Origin of the sequence: Runella sp. MFBS21 (assembly GCF_029433105.1) — a bacterium.
Taxonomy (GTDB): domain Bacteria; phylum Bacteroidota; class Bacteroidia; order Cytophagales; family Spirosomataceae; genus Runella.
Window position 1 is genome coordinate 128,115 of sequence record NZ_JARNTW010000012.1, and the last position, 18,029, is coordinate 146,143.

An 18,029-nucleotide genomic window follows, 5' to 3' on the forward strand; every position below is an offset into this window, starting at 1 on the left:
GGATGAATTGAAGACTTTCTTTGTTTCTTCAAAATGTGTGATAAAAATCCCACTTACCACTACTTTATGTCTCGCAAACGCAAAAACTTCATGATTACCCTAGTACTGATTTTAGTTACTATCCCATTGGGGGTTTATTTGTTTATGCAACAACCTCAATTTGGAAAAAATCCTTCTGGCTCTCATCTCGACCGCATCAAGCAATCTCCTCATTACAAAAATGGTGCTTTCCAAAATCAACATTTGACGCCCGATTTAGCCGAAGGAATTTCTTATTTCGATATTTTGAAAGCCTACTTTTCTAAAGTATCCGAAAAAGAACCCTTAAAAGTGTTGCCTTCTATAAAAACTGACCTTAAAAACATTCAATCAGACCAGCCTGTAGTGGTGTGGTTTGGACATTCGTCTTATTTTTTACATATCAATGGGAAAAATATTTTAGTAGATCCCGTTTTTAGTGGACATGCCTCTCCGGTTTCTTTTTTTGGCGCCAATTATCAAGGCAGTAATGTCTACACACTAGACGATTTCCCACCTCTGGATTTGCTTATCATTACCCACGACCACTACGACCACCTCGACTATGAGACGGTCAAAAATCTGCAACCAAAAGTAAAGAAAGTAGTCACCTCCTTAGGAGTGAGCTCTCACTTGATACATTGGGGATACTCCTCTTCTCAAATCACAGAGCTTGACTGGTGGGAAAGTACCGATATTGATAATACTCTTAAAATAACGTCAGCCCCTGCAAGACATTTTTCAGGAAGAGGATTTAAAAGAATGCAAACACTCTGGTCGTCTTTTATTATCCAAACTCCGCAAAATAAAGTATATATAGGCGAGGATTCGGGCTATGATACTCATTTCAAGGAAATTGGCGAAAAATTTGGCCCATTTGACCTTGCAATCCTAGAATGCGGTCAGTATCATCCTTATTGGAAATACATCCACATGATGCCCGAAGAAACTGTACAAGCTGCCGTTGATTTGAAGGCGAAGGTTCTGTTACCTGTACATTGGAGTAAATTTACATTGGCGCTGCATCCATGGCACGAACCAATCAAGCGCCTTGTGGGAAAAGCCCATGCGCTCAATCAAACTATTGTAACCCCGATGATTGGAGAAAAAGTAGAACTTGAAAAAAACTTACCACTCAAGGAGTGGTGGGTTTATTAAGCTTTTTAAAAAATAGAATTGATAGTAAAGTGTCATGAGAAAAAATGAGTGAGTTTTCTTCTCATGACACTTTCTTAAAAAGCAGGAGTTAGATTAACCGCCTCTACTTTTTTGATTTCGGGAACTGACTTCAAAATTGCTTCTTCCAGCCCAGCCTTGAAGGTCATAGTAGACATAGGACAGGAGCTACAAGAACCCATCAGTTCGAGCCGAACGGTCATGTCGTCGGTTATCTCTTTGACAACTACGTTTCCGCCGTCAGCCTCCAAATACGGGCGAATATTATCAAGAGCCGTTTCGACGCGAGTTTTGAGTGTATTTTCCATGTTTATAATATAATTCGCTAAAATGCTAATTTTTGCAGCGTAAGTCAATATGCTTCCAAAATACTTTCTACTATTTCCGTCAAAATCAACTTACGCGCTTCGTTGTCAAACTCTAATTTCTACTTGCTTAGTCTTAGCCAGCGTAGCGTTCCGTATCGCCACTTGCTGCGCCAAGTTTTCCGCCGCTTCTTGAAAAGCTTCTTTGGTGATAGGGTCTCCATTCAAAAAAGCAGGACGGCCTTCATCTCCTCCTTCTCTAATACCTTGTACCAAAGGAATCTGTCCTATTACAGATACATCAAACTTGTCGGCGAGCTGCTGCCCACCTTCTTTTCCAAATAAATAATACTTATTGTCTGGCAATTCCGCTGGTGTAAAATAGGCCATATTTTCGACGATTCCTAACACCGGCACATTGATTTGGGGTTGACGAAACATCGCTAATCCTTTAATGGCATCTGCCAAAGCAACTTTTTGTGGCGTAGTCACAATTACAGCACCCGTCACTGGCAACGCTTGTACCAATGTAAGATGAATATCACTCGTACCTGGCGGCAAATCTATCAGCAAATAGTCTAGCTCACCCCATTCTACATCCCCAATCAACTGTCGAAGTGCCGTACTAGCCATAGGCCCACGCCATACGGTGGCACTTTCTGCCGGTACCAAAAAGCCCATAGAAATCAGCTTGATACCCCATTGCTGTACTGGAACCATCAAATTACGACCTTCACGCTGCACAATACGAGGTTGCATTTCTTCTGCACCAAACATCACAGGCATCGAAGGGCCATAAATATCGGCATCTAAAATACCGACCTTAGCCCCAGACCGATATAATGCCATCGCTAAATTGGCCGTGACAGTCGATTTACCTACTCCTCCTTTACCAGACGCAATAGCGATGATGTTTTTGACTTGAGGCACCACAGGCCCTCCGTTGCGAGTAGTAGTGACATCAGCCGTTAGATTGACAGTAACTTGGATATGCTCTCCAAAAAACTTATGAATAGCATCTGTACAGTCTTTTCGAATCAACTCTTTGAGAGGACAAGCAGGAGTAGTAAGAACTACCGTAAAGCTTACCGAATCAATCCCCGTCTCAATATCTTTCACCATTCCTAAGGTGACGAGGTCTTTTTTTAAGTCTGGTTCTTGAACCGTACTAAGTGCTTGTAAAATCTTTTCTTTATTTATGGTTAAGTCTCCCATGGGTTTTACATGCATTCGTTGGGAAAAAATCACTCCTACTCCCAAGAATATACTGATTGATTATGATTTAAGAAAGAACCCCAAAATTAAAAGGAAAGTTTGCCAAAATCCTATTTCTGACCTTAAAAGGCTCTTTTGTTGCAAAAAAACAAAAAGCCGACCTTCAAATCGACTTTCTGTTAAGCTCACTAGCTAGTGCAAGTTATTTTTAATCAAGAAGTTTGTTTTGCATTGTCTATGCTTCTTACAAAGGGTTTCAATCCTTTAAACAACAACATACACGACAATGAACAACCGATAAGCACCGATATAGCCCATGATAAATGTACTTGTTGGGTATCTCCAAAAATTTTGTCATTAATAAAACCAACAGCCAAAGGCCCACCTCCCAATCCTACTATATTAACAACAAATAAAAAGAAAGCTGAAAAAGTAGCTCTCATTGGGGCTGGTACCATTTCTTGAAGCGCGGCCGTAGCAGCACCATAAGGGAGCGAAGTAAAAAAACAAATCATTGCCAATAAACCTACCAAAAGTATAAGGGGAATTAACTTAAAAATCATCATCACTAGCACTACACCTGCCAAGGCTGTTCCAATGAGCATTCCCTGAAAACCAACTCTCATCTTGGCATCTGCTACGCCATCTTTGGTAAGTTTGTCAGCATAACGCCCTCCTGTATACACTCCTAAAGTAGAAAAAACGGTAATAATCACCCCTAACAACAAACCTGCTTGCGACTCTGTAAAAGCATATTTCCTTACTAAGAGTGTAGGAATCCAAGCAGTGGTAGCATAAGACGCAAAGGCCATAAAAGCAATTCCAAAAAACAAACACAATAATGAAGCTTGGTTGCTTCGAAAATATTTAGTCACTTCCAAAAAAGCTACGGCTTCTTTTCTTGACTGTTGACGAGCAGGCTCTTTGATTGTAAATCCAATCAAGAGCACAATCAATAAGCCTGGCAACCCTACCATGAAAAATACACTTTGCCAAGGATATACTTCTCCAAAAAATGGTACATGCCACATCCCTTCCACATTGATAAGTTTTAAAATTAGCGCTACCAACAATATAGACAACCCTGAGCCTACGTATACACCTAAATTATAGACACCCATAGCAGTCCCGAGTTTTTGACGTGGAAATAAATCACTAATCATAGAATAAGCCGCAGGTGACAAAGCTGCCTCTCCAATACCTACTCCTACTCTCGCCCAGAACAGCTCTCCGTAAGTATCTGTGACCCCACAAAGAACTGTCATAAAACTCCAGATGGTGATTCCCCACAAAATGATGCTTTTGCGACTTTTGCGGTCAGCCAATCTTCCAATAGGAATACCCAAGAGCGTATAAAAAATAGCAAAACTGAAGCCTATCAATAATCCCACTTGGGTATCTGTAATGCCAAAGTCACGCTTAAGAGGCTTTACTAACAATGTAAGTACTTGACGATCAATAAAAGAAGAGATATAAGCAAGCATCAATACGCCTACAACGTACCACGCATATCGTAAAGAAGAAGAAGAATTATTCATAGAAGTAAGATTTTAAGAATATAGTCCCAAACCTAACATAAGTACTATTGGATATTTCATTTATTTTCTTAAAATTTTACCATTATAGTACTATTAGCAAATTGCTATCATACTCTTCATTCGGTTTGGTATATTTTTTCTTGACTTCAACACATTAAATTAAAAATTCCACCCATTCCCTAGTTATACTACTTTATATACTTATTCAATATTTTAATAACAATAATTTCTCATAGTCCAATCACAAGGTTCTATCATATGCCTGAAAATCATATACTTAAACGATTGTTTACTTATTGATTAGAGGGAGTCTATTTTAAATTTCAATAATATTATTATTCAAAGAAAGGGTTCGTTATAACAGCATGTTGAGTATTAAAAAAAAATTGATTATCAAGCATTTGCCTATGACTAAATCCTTCTTTATTTTTGTATCTTTAAAATACTATACATTTACCCCTATCTGTTTAAAACGTTTATGCAAAGCTCTTTTTTATACTATTTAATATCTGGTTTTTTGTGGTCTTACGATCTATATGAAGCCACTATTTCATCATTGGTAAAAACTGAGAAAGATTTTGCGAAACACTCCATTCAAGTGTCAACTAAAGAGGCTTTTTTGAAGTATTTGGCGCCTAATGCTATCCTTTTTGAACCCTCAGGCCCAGTAAATGGATATCAGAAGTGGCAAAATACTGTTAACGATGAAGCCGTTTTGGCATGGTCTCCTCTCTTTGCTGATTTATCAACTGGCAGCGATTTGGGATATACTACGGGCTGGTACACTCAAAAAAGCGACCGAAAAAGCACAAAAATTGACGAATACGGGCATTTTGTAACTGTGTGGGAAAAACAGCCCTCAGGGGAATGGAAAGTAGCAGTCGATATTGGTATTTCACATCCACCAAGTGGCATCATTCCGATGTTTCAGGCTGCCCCAAAATCCACATTTACTGGAAAAGTAGATCCCGAAAATGCAAAAGATGACTTGATGAGTTGGGAAACTCATTTTTGCAAATTACAGAACGAGAAGGGACAAAGTATTTTTGAAAATTATCTCGCCCCTCAAGCAAGACTATACCGTGAAGAAAGAAGCCCCTACATCACTTCCGAAGATATAAAAAAGGCTATATCTGATGCTAAATTCTCTGTAAATTATACTCCTCTCGAGGGTGACATAGCTGTTTCGGGCGATTTAGGGTACGTATATGGTAAAGCAGAAATACAGCTTGCCAAAGAATCTAAGTCGGGCAATTATCTCAGAATCTGGAAAAAGAACGCAGCCGGCACTTGGCAAGTCATGGTAGACTTAGTAAATTATTAAAAATTTGGCCATAAATATGTAATTTTGGGGCTGTAATGTACGTTTATATATAAGTTTCTTAAAACAAAACTCTACAGCCGTGTCCAAAAATATACCCTTTCGCCAAGCTTTTCTTTTTCTAGTAGTTATTTTGATTAGCAGCTGTAGTTTAAGCTCTGAATCTTTGTCGCTCAAAGCTCTTGTCTCTTCTACCTTGAAGCCCACTGTTTCAAAATGTAAAAGCAATGAGCTGATTTTATGCAAAAAAACTTCTGAGCGCTGTCCACGTACTCGACCTATTATATAAAATGGTTTTATGACGGTTCAGCGGTTATTTTAGGGCTTTCATTCGCTAGGTGAACTATTTTGTAAGTTAGAGATTTACTTTTGTAAATAACTGATTTTGACACCTACTATGAAGGTTATTCTCAACGATAAAAAATTACTTTTTTATGGCCCATTGATTTTGTGGGCAGTGGCTACTATATTTTTCAACCTTCCTACCCTCTGTACCGACGGCTACGTCGTCGCTAAGTTTTTAATAGTTGGCCTTATTTCGGTGTATTTTACATGGCTTATGGCTCGTTGGCTTATCATCAAGGTAAGACAGCAATATCCAGGAATCGAAAAAATCCAGCAGCGACTTATAGCACTAAGCCTTTTGAGTATTCCAGCCTTGATAATACTCGTTACACAGCGGCTTTTGTTTTTTGATTATTTTAACATCACTAATAGTCCTAAGTTTGACTGGTTTCATTCCGAAACCCTATTTATGGTAGGACTCAATTTGTTTTATATAGCCATTATTTTCGCCATTTACGAAAGTCGCTACTTTTTTCGCCAATGGCTGATTAGCAAAAGACAAACCGAAGAATTGAGCCGCGCTAATTTAGAAATGCAATTAGACTCTCTCAAAAACCAAGTTCAGCCTCATTTTTTATTTAATAGCCTCAATACGCTCCAAGCCCTCGTCAAGTCCAACGAAAACAAAACCGCCGTCCGATTTATTGGAGATTTATCGCAGGTATATCGGTATTTACTTCAAAGCAATGAGCAGCAGCTCATTTCGCTAGAAAAAGAACTAGAGTTTACTTATGCTTATTTTAGTTTGTTAAAAACCCGCTTTGAAGACGGTATTACTTTGGAGGTAAGTATTGACCCTAGCTGTAGACATACCCAAATCCCTCCTCTTACCCTACAACTCTTGGTAGAAAATGCAGTAAAACATAACGTAGTCTCAACTTCGAAACCCCTCAATATCAAAATCTTTACCGATCAAAACAAGTTCTTAGTGATTCAGAACAATCTCCAATGCAAGCCCAACAATTCTATTCCTTCTCCTAAAAAAGGGCTTACTAATATCTCCTCCAAATATTCGCTTCTTGGCCAGCCAGAGGTGCAGATTTTTGAAAAAGAAAAAGTTTTTGAAGTACGAGTTCCTCTTATTGGAGAAGTCGTCACAAAAGAACTAAGTAGTAGGCAACACCCCAAACTAACCGTATGAAAGTAATAATCATTGAAGACGAAGCGCTAGCCGCACGCCAACTCAAAACGATGGTACAAGATTGTGACGAAACTATTGAGATTTTGGCAATGCTTGATAGCGTAGAAGCGTCAGTTGCTTGGTTAAGCACTCACTCAGCTCCCGACCTTTTGTTGATGGACATTGAACTTGTAGATGGACAGAGTTTTGAGATTTTTAATCAAATTGAAATCAAAAGTCCCGTTATTTTTACAACTGCCTATAACGAATACGCCATCCAAGCTTTTAGGGTCAATAGCGTCGATTATTTACTTAAACCTATCGATGAGGATGCTTTGCGTCGTAGTTTAGGCAAATTTCAAGAACTCAAGAAAATATACGGTACCACTCAAGATAATCCATTGGACATCGACGGACTCTTACACCTTATCAAACAAACCCAACATGGCACCAACGAATATAGAGACCGTTTTTTGTTGAAACAAGGCGCACGTCTTATCCCAATAGAGCTTCATGAAATTGCGTATTTTTATAGTCAAGAACGCCTTAGTTTCGTCAAAACATGGGATGAGCGGGCTTTTATTATCGACTACACCTTAGACGAACTTGAGTGTCTACTCAATCCCAAACACTTCTTCCGAGCTAATCGTCAGTTTATTCTCTGCCCCAAAGCCGTCGATAAGATTCATTTACATTTTAATAGTCGCCTCAAAATCGATTTACACCCTCCCACAGAAGAAGAGGTATTTATCAGCCGTGACAAATCGAGTGAATTTAGAAATTGGATGGGGGAATAAGCCGTTTGAATTGTCTTACAACTAAAGTTTCGTCTTTAGCCATACGCTTTATTTATAATCTCATTACAAAACAAATACACCTGCTCAAGAAACCACAAACCAAACATAATCAACACTTTATCTTATTATTGATTTTTTGAAAACAAAACATGGGGTGTTGTGTTTTGTCTGAACTTTTATTTTAATCTTAGTAGTACATTTCATTTTTTGAGACGTAGCAAATAGATACACTCCTAAACCAACTAAAAATGGCCAATTCTCTTTCAGCACCTTTAGACCAATCTTCACAACCGTCTAAGGTCGCAACCAACGATTTTTTGATGGGCATTCCTCCTTATTTGTATGCCGTTGTATTTTCTTCCCTCTGTGTTATTGTAGGTCTTATTTGGGACATCTGTTGGCATTTAAGTATTGGTCGTGACGGGCTTCTTTCTCCGCCACATGTAGTTATTTATGTAGGTGCCATTGTGTCTGGGCTTTTTTCTGGCTATCAAGTTTTGTATACTACTTTCAAAGGAAGTGCCTCTCAAAAAGCACAAAGTGTGAAAGTATGGGGAGTGTTTTATAGTTCATTAGGGGCGTTGTTTTGTATTTGGGGTGCCCTCATGATGCTTACCTCAGCGCCATTTGATGATTGGTGGCACAATACCTACGGTCTGGATGTACAGATACTATCTCCTCCACATACCGTATTGGCTTTAGGTATAATAGGGGTTCAATTTGGAGCGATTGTGAGTGTTTTGGCTGCTAAAAACCAACTAGCACAAGCGGTATTTAGCAATCCTCAAACCCATAGGCGCACGCATCGTCTTCAGTTGTTGTTTGCCTTGGCAGCGGGATTTTTGATTACGATGTGGTACACGCTGCTTTCAGAGGAACTTGGCACCCGCGATATGCACAGTGCTAGTTTTTATAAGATTACGGCCATTGCCTTTCCGTTTTTGATGTTGGCATTTGGAAGAGGCATAGGTGGTAAATGGCCTATTAGTTCGGTCATGGCGGTTTATACGGCAGTGATGTGTCTTACGCTTTGGATTATTCCTTTGTTTCCGGCCGAGCCCAAACTGGGTCCCATTTGGAATCACATTGACCATTATCAAGGTTTTGCCTTCCCGTTGTTGTTGATCGTACCCGCCTTGATAATGGACTGGATACTTCGTCGCTTTACTTATCTCAATGATTGGGTCATGGCCACCGTGATGGGTCTTGTGTTTGTACTTACGATGCTGCTTATTCAATGGCCTTTGGGAGAATTTTTGTTAGAATCTCCCCATTCGCGCAATTGGTTTTTTGGTACCCACTATTACTATTTTGGCAACGACCCCAATTGGGAATATCGGTTCAAGTATGCTCCTTGGCAGCTACAAAGCACAGCAGATTTTTGGATAGGGATGGCTTATGCTCTTGGATTCGGGATTTTGTCGGCGCGAGTAGGTTTGGTATGGGGCAAATGGATGAAAAAAATTCAACGTTAAGCTACTTTAGTTCATGAAGATATTTTCGATAAAAACGATACTCCTTGTAGTATTATCTTGGGGGATTGTATTTGGCGCTTTAAGTCACGTAGGAAGCTCAGGCGTATTGTTTCAAGGTCAGGCGGGAGCTTATCGGGTATTGGTCAATCTTCAGCCACCGGATGTCATTCCGGGTACTGCCCAAATAACCGTATATGTAGAAACCGGCAATGTAAAGCGTGTACATGCTCGCCCTATCTATTTCCGAACCGGTGCAGAAGGAGCGCCTTCCTCAGACGAGATTCTCCCCACTCCTCACCACGCAGGGCAGTTTCAAGGAATAGTGTGGCTAATGGCAAGTGGTGCTTCTAGTGTACAAATCACGCTTGAAGGCGATGAAGGGATTCAACAGCTTGTGGTCCCAATAGTAGCCATCTCAACTGCCAAACGTGATATGCCCGCTGGCTTGGGAATGCTTTTGAGCCTACTTGGGATTTTGCTAGTAGTTATTTTGGTTACGGCTATTGGAGCAAGTGCAAGCGATGGTCTCTTACGAGCTGGTAATCAACTTACCCCTCAACAGCGCAAAACTCGTTGGCTCCACATGGGTATTGCGACAGTATCATGTTTGGCTATTTTGTATGGAGGAAGTAGCTGGTGGAACAGCTGGTCGGATGACTATCGTCAATATATGTACAAACCTTTAGAAGGCAAATCTTCTGTTATTAATCAAAACAATGAACGAGTATTTCAACTCAAAATAGATACGCTATCACTTCTCCAAAGTCGCCAACGCCGTACTTCTTTAAGTTTTCTAGTTCCTGATCATGGTAAGCTGATGCATTTGTTTTTGGTACGTCAGCACACTCTTGATGCTTTTGCACACCTTCATCCCGAGCGTCGCGATACCACCACTTTCGAAGCTTATTTGCCAAAGCTTCCTGCGGGCAAATACTTGGTATATGCAGATATAGTACAACGCTCAGGATTTACCGAAACCATTACTGATACGGTAGATATCCCCGCTTTTTATGGTAAAGGTCAGCTCAAAACCGACCCTGAGGACACCTATGTAGTAAGTGACCCGCTCAATCGTCCAAAACAAATTCCAATGGATGAAAACGTAGTGATTTGCGGCAAACCCGGTAGTAAAACGAAACTTCAAGACGGTAGCACGGTTGTATGGGAAGGTAAATCAGATATGGCTTTTGAAGCTGGTAAGCCCTATCAGCTTGCTTTTGAGGTATTTGACCCGAATGGCAACCCTGCTTTGCTGGAGCCTTATTTAGGAATGAACGGTCATGCGGCTATTGTGCGTGCCGATGGCTCGGTCTATATTCATTTACATCCTGTAGGCACCTATTCGATGGCGGCTCAGCAAACTATGCAAACCAGGATTGCGGATACCACACGCATCTATCGACTTCAGAATGACACCAAAGCATTTAGGGACAGTATTGACCGCTATCTAGCTCACCTTAAAACGCTTGCTCCTACCGAACGTGACCAACTGCTCATGAGTAGCATGAATAGCAATATCTCTCACGATATGAAAGAAATGAAGCACGAAAATCGCATCGTATTTCCCTATGCTTTTCCCAAAGCGGGGCAATACCGCATCTTTTTACAAATCAAACGTAACGGCCAAGTCTTGACTGGTATCTTCGATGCTAATGTAAACTCTACTTCCCTATAGATTTTAGACTTTGGGGAACTATGATTTCCAAAAGTTGATTATTAAGCGAGTAAGGTATGATTGTTACAACCCCCTTACTCGCTATTTTAATGCAAATCGACTTAACGTTTCTACACTCCAAATTTAGCGGTCTCTTCGAAATCGGTCTTCTGCAAGAACTGTCCCAAATAGGCAATTACATGGAAATTGAAGAAGGACATGTACTCATGCGTCCTGGCGGGTATATTCGCAGTGTTCCTATTATTTTGAATGGTTCTATCAAAATTCTTCGCTCAGACAGTGATGGTAGAGAAGCTTTATTATACTATCTTGGTGGATTAGATTCTTGTGCTATGTCGCTTACATGCTGCCTCAACCGAAAGCAGAGCGAAATTACCGCTATCGCCGAAGAACGCACTCAATTGATTGTAATTCCAGTGGAGAAAATTGAAGAATGGATGACCAAGTATTCTTCATGGAAACAATTCGTGTTTGCCACTTATCAAAAACGTTTTGAAGATTTACTCAGCGCCATCGACGAAATCGCTTTTCATAAACTTGACGAACGCTTAATCAATCTTCTCAAAAGAAAATCTAAACAGTGCAAATGCACAGTATTTAGCATTACTCACGAGGGCCTTGCCAACGAGCTAGCTACTTCACGCGAGGTGATTTCTCGTTTATTAAAACAATTAGAAAAAATGGGGCAAGTAAAGCTCTCTCGTAATAAAATAGAACTATTATTAAGTTGACTCCGCTCTTATTTATTTTCTGAGACGAACTTGGTGTTTGCACTTGCCAAGTATGCTCCCTATTAAGGCCCTTCAAGTATGATTTGTTTTTGAAAAGGTATTGCGTATTTTTAAGAAGTAAGGCTTCCTAATCTAATTTATAATATATCGCAGCTATCCTTTTATTATTATTTTCTATTCGCTTACTTTGTGGTCTCATCTTGGCCGATTTATTCCCCACCTCAATATTAACATACACTTAAAATGGAGCAAAACGATTTTAAAGAACTCCCGCTTGAGGAGCTTCTCAACAAACGAAAAACCTTTAAAACTTCATTGGCTTTTTTTTGCGGGATTCTAATTGTGATGTTTATTGTATGTTTTCTATTTACTTTAAGCAAAGGATTTAGTGCTTTCACGCTTCTTCCTTTTGTGTTTTTTCCGATGTTAATTGGTTTGATAAATAATTTACAAAAAATCAAAAAAGAAATTCAGATGCGAAATTCCTCCATTTAATTAGTAAAAAAAAGGCCAAGGCCTATCTTGCTATATAAATTTTCTGAGTATCAACATTTTATTTCATGCCCAAGTTTATCTATTCCTTGTTATCTAGTTATTATTTAAAATCAAACTCTTCTCTTTTATCGGACAATATCACTAATATCAAGCTAAAAGGAGAAAATATGTATATTGGCTTTTTAAATTATGTTTTTGGTTCAAATACCAATTATGGAGTAGCTAAAATCCGTTTCAATTAGAGATGTCACCCGTTGTCCTTGTCCTTATCCTATTCACAGCTTATACCTCTTATAAAGGTTTTAAAGACCTTTCTTTTTTTCACAGATACGCCCTCAAAACTGACCAAGTACTCGTATTCAAGCAATACCAACGCGTAGTATCAGCTGGTTTTTTACACGCAGATTGGTGGCATTATGGATTTAATATGTACGCGCTCTATGCCTTTGCTAGTTCGTTTGAAATTATTGTAGGAAGCGTTAATTTTAGCATAATTTTCTTTGCAAGCCTTATCGGCGGCAATTTGCTTGCCCTGTTTTTTCATAGACACGACAGTGCCTATATGGCCGTAGGAGCATCTGGAGCGGTTTGTGGAGTTATTTTTGGGCTTATTGCTCTTTTTCCCAGCATAGGTATTCGACCACTTTTTATCCCATTTTCATTTCCAGGCTGGATCTACGGTGTTGTTTATATATTTTACTGCATCTATGGTATCAAATCCCTCAACGACAATATCGGCCACGATGCTCACCTAGGAGGAGCAATAGTCGGCCTGCTAACCACTATTGCTTTTTACCCAGAAGTAATCGCTTCCAATGGGATTGTGATAGCACTAATAGTAGTTCCCGCTATCGTCTTTTTAATCATTATTCTCAAAAGACCAGGCTGGCTTTATATTCAAGGATTTTCATTCAGCGCAAAAACCCATCGAAATATAGATGACCGTTATCAGGATGAACGCTATGAAAACCAACAAAAAGTTGATAAAATTTTGGAAAAAATCCACGCTAAGGGAATCGATAGTCTTACGAAAAGAGAGAGAGAAATTCTAGAAAAAAACACTTAAATAACACTTCGAGACTGTGGGCATCCTCGTCTTTTTTTGCTCCAAAATATATGGCACTTTCTCTCTGGAATTTTCTTTGCAACAAGCTTTTTAGTTGGTTAGAAATATTCACAAAAACTCCTTATTGGAAGTCTAAACTCGCTTTTTTTACAATTATATACATCCTTTTTACTTCCTTTCCAGAATACCAAGTCTTGGTCAAAATGGACACTGGTGGCAAGCGGCTAGCAGCGCGCCTCGAAATGATTGATTGGATTGGGGCGCATCCTTTTGAGGCTATCCCCGATAGTGTGTTTGTGGGAAAAGTGCTTAACGACGGAGATAAATCACATTTTAAGAAACGAATAGTACGCCCTCTCATACCAGCATCGCTACATGCACTAGGTCTTCAGGCGAGGCATTACATTATAGTACAGTTTCTTATCGGGGTTTTATTTGTTGTTTTTCTAATCAACCTTCTTTCCAAATACCTGTCTCCTGTGGCAAGTGTGATAGCCACTTTTATGTTTGCCAATTTATTTGTCACCAAGTGGACTTTCTACGATTTTTTTTATCATGACCCTTTAGGATATCTTATACTATTGATAATAGCCTTTTATAGAAGCCCACTTTTGATTGCGTTGGGGATGGCTCTAGGGGGTTTTGTGGACGAAAGAACCGTGATTGGCGGCACTGCGATTGTGTTGTGGTGGTACTGGCACGAAAGTAACTACCAAAAAGTACCCCTTCGTGCCTTATTTTCGATACGAAAATATAGGGCTACTTGGGCGGCAATGGGCGGAATCATACTATTCGTTTTGCTAAGAGCATTAATTCAATTTTTGCTATCTTTCAAAGCCGACATATCGATGATTACCTTTCAGTACAATTCTTTTCTGATGGGGCTGACTGTGACTTACGAATGTGCATGGTTTCTGCTTATAGGAGTGGTATTGGCCATGATAGCAAACAAAGATTGGCTTTTGCTAACCTTATATTTGATTAGTGCTTTGAGTGTAATAATGGTAGGAAGCATAGTTTTAGATCACTCTCGAAGCTATGCTTACGGTTTTGTACTTGTTTTGCTTGCACTGGTTTATCTCTACAAATCAGAATCAAAGTTGAGTTTTCAGCATGGCCTTACTTTCTGCGCCATCGGCTGTTTTTTATTCCCAACCTATAATCAAATCAGTTGGTTTTTGTTTTGGATGCCCCCTATTTACCCCAAAATAAAAGTACTTCTTACTTTTTACGGGCTTATCTAACACCCCCAACATAAGAGCATAAGTTGACCCGAAAAATCAACTATTGGCAATCTGCCTATAACAAATAGTAACACTTCAGGATTTCAAGGGTTGTTTTTTATGTGAGTGATTTATTCTAAATTCGCCAAAACTAAACTTTGTTAGCCTGCATGAATTCTTTGCGCATCCCCATCTATTTCGCACTTGCGGCAGTGACTTTTGTAGCTTGTCAAAAAGAAGAAAGCAAAAGTACCCGCACTTCTTTTTTGGATATTTCGGGCATGGACACTACCGCTAATCCTGCCGATGATTTTTTTCAATATGCTTCGGGCAATTGGCTCAAAAACACCCAGATTCCAGCCGACCAAACGGGTTGGGGCTCTTTTTATACCTTGTATGAAGAAAACTTACAAAAGCTGCATGGTATATTAGAAGAAACCAGCAAAACATCTCATCCAAAGGGAAGTTTGGAACAAAAGGTTGGGGATTTTTACCTTTCGGGAATGGATACCACGACCATTGAAAAAAAGGGCATGGAGCCTATTAAAGGGTATCTAACCGAAATTGACAACCTCAAAACTCCCCAAGACATCCTTGACTATACCGCCAAACTTGAGTCGGTAGGGGGTGTATGGGTAGCTTATTATATAGGAGCGGACGAAAAAAATCCTGGCTATAATGCGCTTCAATTGGCTCAAACGGCGCTTTCACTGCCCGAAAAAGATTATTATACCCGTACCGATGACGAAACAAAAAAGATACGAGAGGCTTTTAAGAAATACGTAGCTACCCTTTTTACTTTGTCGGGAGTAGATGAAGCCACAGCTCAGAAAAAAGCTGAAGGTATTTTGAAACTCGAAACCGAAGTTGCCAAATCTCACCGCAGTCCTGTAGAACTAAGAGACCCCGAAAAAAACTATAATAAATTTGCCGTTAAAGATTTAAACAAACTTACTCCTAACATTGACTGGGTAAGGTTTATCCAAAAAATGGGTGCCAAGACCGATACCGTGATTGTAGGACAGCCCGACTATTATAAAGCACTTAGCACCCATCTCAAATCTCAACCCATAGAAGTACTCAAAGACCGAATGAAGCTATCTGTGTTGTCGGGTGCGGCCTCTTCTCTTACCAAAGCTTTTAGAGATGCGCGCTTTGAGTTTTATGGCAAAACCCTCAATGGACAGCAAGTAGAGGATGCCCGCTGGAAGCAAATCACCAATGAAGTAGACGGTGGTTTGGGGGATTTATTGGGACAACTATTTGCCAAAAAATATTTTACAGCCGAAGCCAAAACTCGGATGAATGAACTAGTCAATAATCTCCAAGACGTATATCGTGAACGCATCAATCGTCTCGACTGGATGTCGGATTCGACCAAAGTAGAAGCCGTGAAGAAATTGAATGCTTTTATCAAAAAAATCGGTTATCCTGACAAATGGGAAGAGTATAAAGACGTTGAGATTGTAAAAGACAACTTTTTTGGCAATAAGACCTCCATTGCTATATCACAGGCCAAACGCGACCTAGCCAAAATTGGCAAGCCTGTTGACAAAACGGAATGGGGAATGAGCGCTCCTACCGTCAACGCTTATTACAACCCCACCTTCAACGAAATTGTGTTCCCAGCCGGAATTCTCCAGTTTCCATTTTTTGACAATGCTGCCGACGACGCTATCAACTACGGTGCTATTGGGGCGGTGATTGGCCACGAAATGACTCACGGCTTTGATGACCAAGGTCGTCAATACAACTACATGGGAATGCTCCAAAACTGGTGGAAACCTACCGACAGCGATAAGTTTAAAAGAAAAGCATTGATAGTAGTAAAACAATATGACGGCTACAAAGTACCAGACAACATGAGTGTCAATGGTCAACTAACCTTGGGCGAAAATCTTGCCGATTTGGGAGGTCTTTCGATAGCTTATGAAGCATTCTTGAAAACCAAACAAGGTCAAAGCAACGAAAAAGTCGACGGATTTACCCCCAAACAACGCTTTTTCCTGAGCTATGGACAAGTATGGCGTATCAAAAACCGCGACGAAACAATGCGCCTCCGTATCAATGCTGACCCTCACTCTCCCGAAAGGTTTAGGGTGAATGGGCCTCTTTCTAACATGGACGAATTTTATGAGGTGTTTAATGTCAAACCTAACAATAAAATGTATCGTCCTGATAGTTTGAGAGTTAAAATTTGGTAGTTTCTTAGAAAGCCGCATTGTAAGCGGCTTTCTGTATAATTATCGCTATTTTTATGTTTCACTCTAACTACCCGTACCTTGACTTTCGACGATTTTGATTTTGACTATGAGCTCTTAGATGGCCTTCATGCTATGGGGTTTGAACACCCCACCCCCATACAAGCACAAGCGATTCCGGTTGTGCTTAGCCATAAAGACCTCATTGCCTGCGCCCAAACAGGTACTGGCAAAACAGCGGCGTATCTATTGCCTATTTTGAATAAGATTATCTCCGCCCACAGTGACCAACGGCATCTTAATACGCTTATTTTATCGCCTACCCGAGAGCTTGCTATCCAAATAGATCAACAAATTGAAGGTTTAGGATATTTTACTGGCATAAGCTCTATTGCGATTTATGGGGGAGGCGACGGTGCCGCTTGGAGCCAACAACGTAAGGCACTTGCCGAAGGTAGTGAAATCATTATTGCTACTCCTGGGCGGCTCATTGCTCTGTTACAGATGGGGGAAATTAATTTTAAAAACCTTCAGCATCTGGTACTCGACGAAGCAGACCGTATGCTCGATATGGGTTTTTATGACGATATTATTCGGATTATTGGGTATTTGCCTGAAAAGCGTCAAACTTTGCTTTTCTCAGCCACCATGCCTCCCAAAATAAGAACCCTAGCTAACAATATCCTGCACAAACCTGAACAAATCAATATAGCCGTGGCCCAACCTGCGGAGGGAATCTTACAGCAAATTTATTTTGTATATGATGAACAAAAAATCGGTCTGCTCAAACATATTCTTAGAGAAGGCAATTTTACGAGTATTATCATATTTGCCTCCACAAAAGAAAATGTCAAAAAGCTCAACGACGAACTTATCCGTAATCGACTTAATACCAAAGCTTTTCACTCTGATTTACCTCAGAAAGAAAGAGAAGAAATCTTGCGAGAGTTTAAGAACAAAACTTTACCGATTTTAATCGGAACCGATATTTTAGCCCGTGGTATTGATGTAGAAGGCATTAGTCTAGTGATCAATTTCAATGTTCCTCATGACCCTGAAGACTATATTCATCGCATAGGCCGCACCGCCCGCGCCGATACTACAGGCACGGCTATCACGTTTGTAAATGATAAAGAGCTTCGAAAACTAAAGGCCATCGAACAAATGATTGGCAAAGAAATTCCCCGAGTGAGTTTACCGACGGCATTGGGAGCAGCTCCAGAATTTAAGCACACCACACTTTCTAGCAAGCCTAAACGCAAAAAAAAACGGCCTTTTAGGCGCAATAAGCCCTCCACAACATCCGACAATAAATCCAAAAGTTGAGC

Annotated in this window: 14 protein-coding genes; 11 read left to right on the forward strand and 3 right to left on the reverse strand. The window is 40.0% G+C overall.

Annotated elements, in window-relative coordinates:
* Window positions 1-90 precede the first annotated feature (90 nt).
* Window positions 91-1,176: an MBL fold metallo-hydrolase gene (locus P1X15_RS21045; protein ID WP_277340105.1), complete on the forward strand. Its 1,086-nt coding sequence runs from the start codon at window positions 91-93 to the stop codon at window positions 1,174-1,176.
* A gap of 74 nt (window positions 1,177-1,250) precedes the next feature.
* Here the strand turns inward: P1X15_RS21045 and P1X15_RS21050 are convergent, their stop codons facing one another.
* From P1X15_RS21050 to P1X15_RS21060, 3 genes are all read right to left on the reverse strand, one after another.
* Window positions 1,251-1,502, reverse strand: a complete 252-nt coding sequence (locus tag P1X15_RS21050; RefSeq protein ID WP_028665566.1) for a NifU family protein — start codon at window positions 1,500-1,502, stop codon at window positions 1,251-1,253.
* Window positions 1,503-1,607: 105 nt separating this feature from the next.
* Complete coding sequence (locus P1X15_RS21055; protein WP_277340106.1) at window positions 1,608-2,714, reverse strand: Mrp/NBP35 family ATP-binding protein; 1,107 nt, start codon at window positions 2,712-2,714, stop codon at window positions 1,608-1,610.
* A gap of 212 nt (window positions 2,715-2,926) precedes the next feature.
* Window positions 2,927-4,252, reverse strand: coding sequence for an MFS transporter (locus P1X15_RS21060; protein ID WP_277340107.1), 1,326 nt, complete (start codon window positions 4,250-4,252; stop codon window positions 2,927-2,929).
* A gap of 478 nt (window positions 4,253-4,730) precedes the next feature.
* Between P1X15_RS21060 and P1X15_RS21065 the strand changes: the two genes are divergently transcribed.
* The 10 genes from P1X15_RS21065 to P1X15_RS21110 all read left to right on the forward strand — a co-directional run bounded on the left by P1X15_RS21065 (window position 4,731) and on the right by P1X15_RS21110 (window position 18,027).
* Window positions 4,731-5,576 carry a nuclear transport factor 2 family protein gene (locus P1X15_RS21065; protein WP_277340108.1) on the forward strand — a complete coding sequence of 282 codons (846 nt, stop codon included), beginning with the start codon at window positions 4,731-4,733 and terminating at the stop codon, window positions 5,574-5,576.
* 394 nt (window positions 5,577-5,970) lie between these two features.
* A complete protein-coding gene (locus P1X15_RS21070) occupies window positions 5,971-7,059 on the forward strand; it encodes a sensor histidine kinase (protein WP_277340109.1) in 1,089 nt (362 codons plus the stop codon).
* Entirely contained in the window at window positions 7,056-7,835 is a 780-nt protein-coding gene (locus tag P1X15_RS21075) for a LytTR family DNA-binding domain-containing protein (RefSeq protein ID WP_277340110.1), read from the forward strand. The genes P1X15_RS21070 and P1X15_RS21075 overlap by 4 nt, the downstream gene beginning before the upstream one ends.
* A 248-nt stretch (window positions 7,836-8,083) precedes the next feature.
* Window positions 8,084-9,310 carry a hypothetical protein gene (locus P1X15_RS21080; RefSeq protein ID WP_277340111.1) on the forward strand — a complete coding sequence of 409 codons (1,227 nt, stop codon included), beginning with the start codon at window positions 8,084-8,086 and terminating at the stop codon, window positions 9,308-9,310.
* 13 nt (window positions 9,311-9,323) lie between these two features.
* Window positions 9,324-10,985, forward strand: coding sequence for a hypothetical protein (locus P1X15_RS21085; protein WP_277340112.1), 1,662 nt, complete (start codon window positions 9,324-9,326; stop codon window positions 10,983-10,985).
* A gap of 89 nt (window positions 10,986-11,074) precedes the next feature.
* On the forward strand, window positions 11,075-11,716 hold the full coding sequence (locus P1X15_RS21090; protein ID WP_277340162.1) for a Crp/Fnr family transcriptional regulator: 642 nt from the start codon (window positions 11,075-11,077) through the stop codon (window positions 11,714-11,716).
* Between the two features lie 739 nt (window positions 11,717-12,455).
* The gene (locus P1X15_RS21095; protein WP_277340113.1) at window positions 12,456-13,277 is read left to right on the forward strand and encodes a rhomboid family intramembrane serine protease; all 822 of its coding nucleotides are present in this window, start codon (window positions 12,456-12,458) and stop codon (window positions 13,275-13,277) included.
* A 50-nt stretch (window positions 13,278-13,327) separates the two neighbouring features.
* Entirely contained in the window at window positions 13,328-14,521 is a 1,194-nt protein-coding gene (locus P1X15_RS21100; protein WP_277340114.1) for a hypothetical protein, read from the forward strand.
* Between the two features lie 149 nt (window positions 14,522-14,670).
* Entirely contained in the window at window positions 14,671-16,704 is a 2,034-nt protein-coding gene (locus tag P1X15_RS21105) for a M13 family metallopeptidase (RefSeq protein ID WP_277340115.1), read from the forward strand.
* A gap of 78 nt (window positions 16,705-16,782) precedes the next feature.
* Window positions 16,783-18,027, forward strand: a complete 1,245-nt coding sequence (locus P1X15_RS21110; protein ID WP_277340116.1) for a DEAD/DEAH box helicase — start codon at window positions 16,783-16,785, stop codon at window positions 18,025-18,027.
* Window positions 18,028-18,029: the final 2 nt, after the last annotated feature.